Source organism: Pseudomonas sp. dw_358, assembly GCF_018449655.1.
Classification (GTDB): domain Bacteria; phylum Pseudomonadota; class Gammaproteobacteria; order Pseudomonadales; family Pseudomonadaceae; genus Aquipseudomonas.
This window is the reverse complement of the sequence record NZ_JAAVUX010000046.1, coordinates 1-1462: the sequence shown is the minus strand read 5'-3', so window position 1 is coordinate 1462 and position 1462 is coordinate 1. Positions and strand designations below refer to the sequence as shown.

The window sequence follows — 1462 nt, the reverse complement described above, 5'->3', positions numbered from 1 at the left end:
CGTGTCACCAACAGCACCCTGGGCGGGATCCTCAATGACGGGCAGGTCAATGGTGCAACCGACCTGAGCGTCACCGGCAGCCAGGTCAACGGCGACATCGTCAACAATGGCGACATGCAGGGGCTCACCAGTATTGCGTTGGACCACTCCACGGTCACCGGCCAACTAATCAACACTGCCCAGGGGTCGGTCAATGCTGCCATCCAGTTGCTGAGCAGCAGCGTGGCCGGTGGTGTGATCAACAATGGCACCATCGACGGTATCTCCGACAACGTCATCAACAACAGCACGATTGGCGGGTTCACCAACACCGGCTCCATGGGCGGCGGGTTGTACGACCTGAATATCAACAACAGCACGGTCAACGGCGACCTCAGTAACAGCGGCACCATCTCGCGGGTCGGGCTGCTGGGCGTGAGTATCACCGGCAGCCAGATCACCGGGCAGTTCAACAACAGCGGCTACGTGGACGGCGTGGCGCTCGATTCCACCACGCTGGGCGGCGGCCTGGTCAACAGCGGGACCCTCAACGGGGTCTTCTACTCCAACGGCCAGGCCCAGGTGTACCGCCAGACCGCGTTGGCAATCGACAACAGCACCTTGGGTGGCGACATCGTCAATACCGGCACGCTCAGCTCGTCCCGGGGCGGCTATGGGTTGTCGTTGCTGGGCAGTACCGTCGACGGCAGTTTGTACAACAGTGGCTCGGTCAGTGGTTCGGTGGGGCTGAACGTACAGCAGTCACGGCTGACCGGCGACCTGATCAACGCCGGGGCCATCAGCTCGGACGGTTTCTACGGCATCTGGGTCAATGGCAGCACCATCGGCGGCGCGCTGGTCAACAGCGGGACCCTGGCCAGCGGCACCGCCATTTACGTGGATGCCTCGCTGATCGGCAACGGCGTGACCAACAGCGGCACCATCGGTGCCAGCCTGCTGCTGCACAGCTCGACGCTGGCCAGCGGTGGCCTGACCAACAGCGGTGTGATCGCCAATGGTCTGAACCTGACGAACGTCAGCGACTTTGGCGACATCGTCAACTCAGGCCAGGTCGGCAGCTTCACGTCGGTGGGTGGAACGGTGCTGGACGCCAGCCTGATCAGCGGCAATGTGCTCAACACCGGCACGCTGTCGGGGCCGGCTGATGCCCTCAGCATCAGCAGCTCGGAGATCAGCGGCAACGTGCAGAACGCCGGCACCATCGCCGCCGTCGCCACCGGCATCAGCATCAACGACGTGTCCATTGCCGGCAGCCTGGTCAACAGCGGCAGCATCTCCGGCGCCACCGGCATCAGCCTGGTCAATGCCGCCGATCAGATGGGCTCGCGCGGTCAAACGACGCTGGTGGGTGACCTGGCCAACCTCAGCTCTGGCGTCATCAGCGCCACCACCACCGGCGTGTCGGCCGATGGCGTGCTGATCAAGGGCAGCGTGATCAACAATGGGCTGATCAGCAGTACTG

The 1462-nt window shown here is 63.5% G+C and carries 1 protein-coding gene; it reads left to right on the top strand.

Translation table 11 applies throughout. The features are described from left to right. Positions 1–1462: hypothetical protein (locus HB675_RS25665; protein WP_213881964.1), on the top strand; the 1462-nt coding region annotated here is incomplete at both ends.